The 320-nt window shown below is 44.1% G+C and carries 1 pseudogene; it reads left to right on the forward strand.

The features are described from left to right. Window positions 1–10: 10 nt before the first annotated feature. Window positions 11–320 (forward strand): annotated as a pseudogene (locus AB4512_RS23365) (L-ascorbate 6-phosphate lactonase); the annotation flags it as partial.

Genomic DNA, 320 nt, shown 5'->3' on the forward strand with positions numbered 1-320 from the left:
AGGTATTATCATGAGCAATGTAAACGAAATCACTCGCGAGTCTTGGATCCTAAATACATTCCCTGAGTGGGGCACATGGTTAAATGAAGAGATTGAACAAACAGTTGTGCAACCGGGTACCTTTTCTATGTGGTGGCTGGGTTGTACAGGTATTTGGCTAAAATCAGAAGAAGGTGCAAACCTATCAATGGACTTCTGGTGTGGTACTGGTAAAAAAACACAAGCCGTTCAAAAAATGAAAAACCAGCACCAAATGATGCGTATGGGCGGTGTGGAAGCACTTCAACCAAACCTACGTACCGCGATCTTCCCATTGGACC

Origin of the sequence: Vibrio sp. 10N.222.52.B7 (assembly GCF_041474275.1) — a bacterium.
Classification (GTDB): domain Bacteria; phylum Pseudomonadota; class Gammaproteobacteria; order Enterobacterales; family Vibrionaceae; genus Vibrio; species Vibrio crassostreae_C.